The sequence below is a fragment of the Deinococcus sp. genome, assembly GCF_030523985.1.
Taxonomy (GTDB): Bacteria; Deinococcota; Deinococci; order Deinococcales; family Deinococcaceae; genus Deinococcus.
In genome coordinates this window covers 13,980-20,280 of record NZ_JAUNHK010000049.1, presented here as the reverse complement: position 1 = coordinate 20,280, position 6,301 = coordinate 13,980, and the positions used below count along the sequence as shown (strand labels likewise).

The window sequence follows — 6,301 nt, the reverse complement described above, 5'->3', positions numbered from 1 at the left end:
CTCCTGGGGTGAATTACCTGGGAGCTTAGGGCGCGGGGGCGTGCGGTCAAAGGGGCCAGGGTTGCGGGTTCATTGAGGATGCGGAGAGCAGAAGGGAGAGGTCAGATGGCTTGCTTCAGCTTCAGCCAAAGCGGGCCATCTGCCTTTAGCCATCAGCCATCTGCATCTGCACACCCCCTGCCACCTGCTCCAGCCAAGTTTGAGCCTCCCCGGGCGAGCGCAGGCGCACCAGCTTCAGATTCGGATACTGGGCGGCCAGGCCAGGCGTTTCCTGACGGCGGTGACGATGGGTGGTCCAGGCCCAGCGAATCGGGGCTTCGGGGGAGAGCAGGTTGCGCCAACTTTCGCGGTTGCCGTTCCAGAGTTCCTCGCGGGTCATGACGCGCCGCAGAGAGCGGGTCACGGCCCGCCACATCACCACATGCAGCGGGTAATCCAGCCAGACCAGGGTATCTGCCCGCGCCCAGCCGATGTCGCGGGCCTTGCTGTAGTTGCCGTCCATGACCCAGGCTGGGCCGGAGGTGAAGGCGTCCACGCGGGCGCGAAAGCGTTCTGGGGAGGCCATCTGCCAGCCCGCTTCATGGTTCCAGGCGTCCTGCTCGCCGTGCGGCACACCGAGGCGTCGCGACAGAGCTTTGGCGAAGGTGGTTTTACCACTGCCAGTGGTGCCGATGACGATGATGCGGAGCATGAGCAGAGTTCAGCACAGCGCTGCGCCCCCACAGATGCGCCATTGTGCCTATACCGCCGCGCCGCCGCTGGCCTCTATGCTCGGCTTTCCTGTTCGGCATAACGGGGTAGGGGGTGGTTCTTGAGTGTTGTGGATGTAGGCCACTTGGCTCTATACGGCGCGCTTTTTCGGCTCGGTTTCCGGCGGCAGTTCGCTTACCTGGGGGCGGCGTTCTGGGGACTGGTGACCAATCTTTTTTTCGGGCTGCTGCGGATTTCTATTCTGCTGGCCCTCTTTGACGGCAGGCCGCAGGTGGCGGGGCTGACGGGCGCGGACGCGGTGACGTATGTGGCCCTCACGCAGACCTTTATCGCGGCGTTCTCGCTGTTCGGCTGGTACGACCTGATGCGGACGATTCACCGGGGCGAAATCGCCAGTGACCTGCTGCGCCCGGTGTCCCTGCTGGGTTTCTGGACAGCGCAGGACGCGGGGCGGGCGGCGGGTCAGTTCGTGCTGCGCGGCCTGCCCATGCTGCTGCTGTTCGCCCTGCTGTGGGGCACGAGATTCCCCGCCGACCCGCCTCTGACCGCACTGAGTGCGCTGCTGGCGTGGGCCTGCGGCTTCGGCTACCGCTTTCTGGTCAACTGCGCGGCCTTCTGGTCGCCGGACGCGGTGGGTATCGGGCGGCTGGCCTGGGTGCTGCTGGGGCTGGGCTGCGGGTTCCTGATGCCGCTGCGTCTGTTTCCCGACTGGCTGCAAACTGCGCTGGCCTACACGCCTTTTCCAGCGATGCTGAACACCACCGTTGAGCTGTGGCTGGGCCTGAAAACCGGAGCCGAAGCGGGCGCGGCACTGGCCCTGCAAGCGGGCTGGACGCTGGTGCTGTTCGGCCTGTGCGCCTGGGTGTTGCGGCGTGGGCTGCGGCGGTTGGAGGTCGCTGGTGGATAAAGACCCCTCACCCTTCAGGACACCGGAAAGCCTTCTGCCATCGGCCTTTCGCCATCTGCACCTCTACTTCCTGCTTCTCCGCGCCCAGATGCGTTCCCAGCAGGTCTACCGCGTGTCCTTCGCGCTGGACGCCCTCGCCGCCGCGCTGATTACCTTTGCCGAGTACATGGCCTTCGTGCTGGTGCTGCCGCGTTTCGGGGGGCTGAGCGGGTGGAGTCTGCCCGAAATCACGCTGCTCTACGGGCTGGCCGAACTGGGCTTTGTGGTCATGGACCTGCTGTTCGGCGGTTTCGACGCCCCCAACCTGTCGCAACACGTCCGCACCGGCAGTTTTTCCACCTTTCTGCTGCGGCCCGCGCCACTGGCGCTGCAAGTGTTCGGGTCGGACTTTGCTCTGCGGCGCGTCTCGCGGGTGCTGCTGGCGCTGGGGATCGTCGGCTATGCGCTGAGCGGGCTGCACCTGCCTTTCACGCTGGAAACGGTGGGGCTGCTGCTGGGGTCACTGCTGGGCCTGATCGCCTTTTTCGGTGGCCTGTTCGTCATCGGCGGCACGCTGACCTTCTGGACGGTGGAAAGCGTGGAGGCCATGAACGTGCTGACCTATGGGGGCCGCTCGCTGATTTCCTACCCGATGGACATTTACGGCGCGTTTCTCCGCAAGACCTTTACCTATGTCCTGCCCGCCGCGTTTCTCTCTTATTTTCCCGTGCTGCACCTGCTGGGCCGCCCCCTGCCCGACGGTTTGCCCGGCTGGGCCGCGTTCCTGCCGCTGCCCGCTGGTCTGCTGATGCTGGCGCTGGGCTTCGGCTTCTGGCGGGTGGGGGTGCGGCGATATGTGGGCACGGGAAGTTGATGCAGAAGGCAGATGGCAGATAGCCAAAAGCGAAAAGCCATCTGCCATCTGCCTTTAGCCATCTGCGGCGACTGAAAGGAGCCACCATGATTCACGTCCATCACCTTCACAAACAATTTGCCCGCAAGGTCGCCGTTCACGACATTTCCTTCGACATTCCACGCGGCGAAATCGTGGGCTATCTGGGACCGAACGGCGCGGGCAAGTCCACCACCATCAAGGTGCTGACGGGGCTGCTGGTGCCCGACGGTGGCACAGTCACGGTGGGCGGGCTGGTGCCCTGGAAGCAGCGGCGGCAGCATGTGGCCCGGCTGGGCGCGGTGTTCGGGCAGCGCACGACGCTGTGGTGGGACCTGCCCGTGCGCGAGTCGCTGGAACTGCTGCGCCACATCTACCGCGTGCCTGCCACCCGGTTTGCCGAGAATCTGGCGCAATTCACCGAACTGCTGGAATTGGGGCCGTTTCTGGACACACCCGCCCGTTCGCTGTCACTGGGGCAACGAATGCGGGCCGATCTCGCCGCCGCGCTGCTGCACGACCCAGAACTGTTGTTTCTGGATGAGCCGACGGTGGGCTTGGACGTGGTCGCCAAGGAACGCATCCGCGAATTCGTGCGGGCGGTCAATGCCGAGCGGGGCGTCACGGTGCTACTCACCACCCACGACCTCGGTGACGTGGAACGGCTCGCAAGGCGGGTGATGATGATTGACGCGGGGCGGCTGCTTTTCGACGGGCCGCTGGCCGACCTGCAAGCCCGCTACGGCGGCGAGCGCGAGCTGTGGGTGGAGTTCGAGGAAACGCCCGCGCAACCCGAGGTGGCGGGCCTCACGCTGCTTGCCAGTGATGGCCCACGCCTGCGGTACGGCTTTCGTGGGTCGGCTGCCGGGCCGATGGCGGCAGTCACGGCGCTGGCCCCGGTGCGTGACATCACCGTCAAGGAGCCGGATGTGGAGGCGACGGTGCGGCGGATTTATGAAGGGAACTTGCTGTCGGGGGGGGCGTACTGGGGTCATGAGTTCAGCCGAGCGGCCCTTGCCCACCCGCCCTAAACGTCATCCCTTCACTCTGGCGGTGTGCTTGCTGACCCTACTCATTCTCGTGGGCTATGGCCTGGATACCGCGTTGCACGCCCAGAGCTGGGCTGGGCAACTTGGAGGCGAACTGGGTATCGTCGGGGCACTGCTGCTTTTGCTGGTGCTGTGGCGCAAGAGGTCAACAAGCCCAATGTCTATGTTTTTTATTCCCTACCTGCTGATGAAAAGCTGGGCGCGCATAGATTCGGCGGCGGCAGCAGGCGCACTGACGGGAATCGACTTCATCTGGCCCGCCTTGCTCTCGCTGGGAGCTGTGGCGCTGGTGGTCTGGATACTGATGCGCAGCGGGTCGGCTTCACCCTGGACAGAGTTCTGAAGGTGCCAAAACAATTCGGGGATGAAGCTCCACCGAAGCGGGAAACTTCATCCCCTGTGCAAGCTCCTGGCCCGCTTGCTTATCTCAGAGCGAAATGAGGAAGGGGTCTTCCAGCGCCTCGCAGATGGAGCGCAGGAAGCGGGCAGCGTCGGCCCCATCAATCAGGCGGTGGTCGTAGGTGAGTGAGAGCGGCAGCATATTGCGCGGCTCAAATTCGCCTTTTTCCTTGTTCCACACCGGTTCCATACCGCCACGCGACACGCCCAGGATGGCGACTTCGGGGCTGTTGACGATGGGCGTAAAGGCGTGCCCGCCGATGCCGCCGAGGTTGGAGATGGTAAACGTCGCGCCCTGCATTTCGTCGGGCTTGAGCTTGCGCTCGCGGGCGCGGCCTGCCAGTTCGGAGAGGTCGAGCACCAGTTCGGTGATGCTCTTGCGGTCGGCGTCCTTGACCACGGGGACCAGCAGGCCCACCGGAGTATCCACTGCTACGCCGATGTTCACGAAGTCCTTGTAGACGACCTGCTCGGCCCCCAGGTCGAGGCTGGCGTTGAATTTGGGGAACTTGGGCAGCGCCCCCGCGACCACCTTCATCAGGATGTGGGTCATGGTCAGCTTGCCGCCCGCCTTTTCCACGCGCTCGCCAAAGCGTTTGCGGGTTTCTTCCATCAGCGTCACGTCGGCCTTGTCGAAGTGCGTGACCATCGGAATGGTCGTCCAGGCGGTGGTCATGCTGCGAACGGTGGCCTTGCGGATACCCGACATGTCTTCGCGGCGCACGTTGCCCCACTTGCTGAAGTCGGGGAGCGGCGCGGCCTGGGGCGCACTCGGGGCGCTGGCGGTGGGCTGGGCCTCCACGCTGGGCGTGCCTGCGGTGCGGCGCACGTCCTCCTCGCTGATGCGTCCGGCGATCCCCGTACCGTGAACCGCGTGGATGTCCACCCCGATTTCGCGGGCCAGTCGGCGCACACTGGGCGCGGCGGGTACCACCGGGCGTCCGTCGAAGGTCTGCGGGTTCTGGGTGCCGCTCTGCGTGGGGGCTTTGGCCTGGGCCTGGGGCGCACCGGCGGGCTGGGCCTGCTCTTTCTGGCTGTCCTGCTGGGCCTGGGCGACTTTTTCGGGTTGGCTTTCGGCTTGGGCCGGAGCCGCTGGAGCCGCCGCAGCGCCACTATTGCCGCCGCTCAGGGTCAGCAGCACGCCGCCCACTTTCACCGAGTCGCCCACCTTGACCTGCACGCTCTGCACGGTGCCGCTGGCGTTGGCGGGCACTTCGACCACGGCCTTGTCGGTTTCGAGTTCGACGACGGGCTGGCCTTCGCTCACCGTGTCGCCTTCCCCGACCAGCACGGCGACCACGGTGCCTTTCTCGATGTTGTCGCCCACGTCGGGCAGTGTGACCTGCTGGCTGCCGCCCTGATTCTGACTGCCCTGGCTGGCGGCGGGCGCACTGGCGGCGGCTCCGGCCTGCTCCTTCTGGCTGTCTTGCTGGGCCTCGGCGCGGCGGTTGGCGTCCCCTGCGCCGCCTGCGGGAGTGGACTCAACGTTGGCAGCCTGGTCGCCGCCGCCACCAGCGGGCGAAGCGGGAGCCGCCGCGCCGCCCCCAGCTTCACCGCCCAGGGTCGCCAGGGTCGCGCCGATTTGCACGCTGTCGCCCACGTTGACCGCCACGCTCTCGACGGTGCCCGCCGCACTTGCAGGCACTTCGATGACGGCCTTGTCGGTTTCGAGTTCGATGATGGGTTGGCCTTCGGTGACGCTGTCGCCGGGTTTAATGAGAACGCTGACGACGGTGCCTTTTTCGATGTTGTCGCCTACGTCGGGAAGTTTGAGTTCAGTTGGCATTTCTGTCTCCTTTGGAGAAGGGTGAGAGACTGGAGGAGGAAGCTGATTTCACTCGCGTTAAAAGGATGGCACAGCCCCGTTTGACCCCTCCGCCCCTGCGGGGCACCTCCCCTTGAAAGGGAGGCAGGCCATCAGGCTCCCTTTCAAGGGGAGCGGTCAGCAAAGCTGACTGAGGGGTGGGGTTCAGCGCAGCGTCGGGGCGGCGCGTTCGGGGTCGATCTTCAGGTCGGCGATGGCTTTGGCAACCACGTCGCCGCCGAGTTGCCCGTCACGTTGCAGGGCGTAGAGGGTCGCCAGAACGACGTGCTTGGCGTCCACCTCGAAGAAGTCGCGCAGTTCTTCGCGGGCCTCACTGCGCCCGAAGCCGTCGGTGCCCAGCGTCCAGAGTTTGCGGTCGAGGTGCCCGTTCAGGCCGTCCGCGCCGAGCTTGACATAGTCGCTGACCGACACCAGCACGCCGGGGGCGTTTTCAGCCGAAAGCTGCTGCGCCACGTAGCTCACGCGGGGCGTCTCCTGCGGGTGCAGCATGTTCCAGCGTTGCACCGCCAGCGCGTCCTGGTGCAGTTCCTTGTAGCTGG

General features: G+C 65.5%; 6 protein-coding genes and 1 pseudogene. 4 read left to right on the top strand and 3 right to left on the bottom strand.

The window, feature by feature from the left end; translation table 11 throughout:
* Window positions 1-145 precede the first annotated feature (145 nt).
* Window positions 146-691: an adenylate kinase gene (locus Q4C89_RS08740; RefSeq protein WP_303102221.1), complete on the bottom strand. Its 546-nt coding sequence runs from the start codon at window positions 689-691 to the stop codon at window positions 146-148.
* Between the two features lie 222 nt (window positions 692-913).
* Between Q4C89_RS08740 and Q4C89_RS08735 the strand changes: the two genes are divergently transcribed.
* The 4 genes from Q4C89_RS08735 to Q4C89_RS08720 all read left to right on the top strand — a co-directional run bounded on the left by Q4C89_RS08735 (window position 914) and on the right by Q4C89_RS08720 (window position 3,881).
* Complete coding sequence (locus Q4C89_RS08735) at window positions 914-1,618, top strand: ABC-2 family transporter protein (RefSeq protein ID WP_303102220.1); 705 nt, start codon at window positions 914-916, stop codon at window positions 1,616-1,618.
* Window positions 1,611-2,471 (top strand): ABC transporter permease, encoded by an 861-nt coding sequence (locus Q4C89_RS08730; protein WP_303102219.1) that lies wholly within the window; start codon window positions 1,611-1,613, stop codon window positions 2,469-2,471. The genes Q4C89_RS08735 and Q4C89_RS08730 overlap by 8 nt, the downstream gene beginning before the upstream one ends.
* 86 nt (window positions 2,472-2,557) lie before the next feature.
* Window positions 2,558-3,520: an ATP-binding cassette domain-containing protein gene (locus Q4C89_RS08725; RefSeq protein WP_303102218.1), complete on the top strand. Its 963-nt coding sequence runs from the start codon at window positions 2,558-2,560 to the stop codon at window positions 3,518-3,520.
* Window positions 3,521-3,548: 28 nt separating this feature from the next.
* Complete coding sequence (locus Q4C89_RS08720; RefSeq protein ID WP_303102217.1) at window positions 3,549-3,881, top strand: hypothetical protein; 333 nt, start codon at window positions 3,549-3,551, stop codon at window positions 3,879-3,881.
* An 84-nt stretch (window positions 3,882-3,965) separates the two neighbouring features.
* Here the strand turns inward: Q4C89_RS08720 and aceF are convergent, their stop codons facing one another.
* Together aceF and Q4C89_RS08710 are read right to left on the bottom strand one after the other, a co-directional pair.
* The gene (gene aceF / locus Q4C89_RS08715; protein WP_303102216.1) at window positions 3,966-5,723 is read right to left on the bottom strand and encodes a dihydrolipoyllysine-residue acetyltransferase; all 1,758 of its coding nucleotides are present in this window, start codon (window positions 5,721-5,723) and stop codon (window positions 3,966-3,968) included.
* Between the two features lie 183 nt (window positions 5,724-5,906).
* A pseudogene (locus Q4C89_RS08710) lies at window positions 5,907-6,301 on the bottom strand (pyruvate dehydrogenase (acetyl-transferring), homodimeric type); the annotation flags it as partial.

Bases quoted from the DNA above. Each gene is read 5' to 3' on its own strand.
- aceF (WP_303102216.1), bottom strand. From the start codon at position 5,723: ATGCCAACTGAACTCAAACTTCCCGACGTAGGCGACAACATCGAAAAA.
- Q4C89_RS08740 (WP_303102221.1), bottom strand. From the start codon at position 691: ATGCTCCGCATCATCGTCATCGGCACCACTGGCAGTGGTAAAACCACC.
- Q4C89_RS08725 (WP_303102218.1), top strand. From the start codon at position 2,558: ATGATTCACGTCCATCACCTTCACAAACAATTTGCCCGCAAGGTCGCC.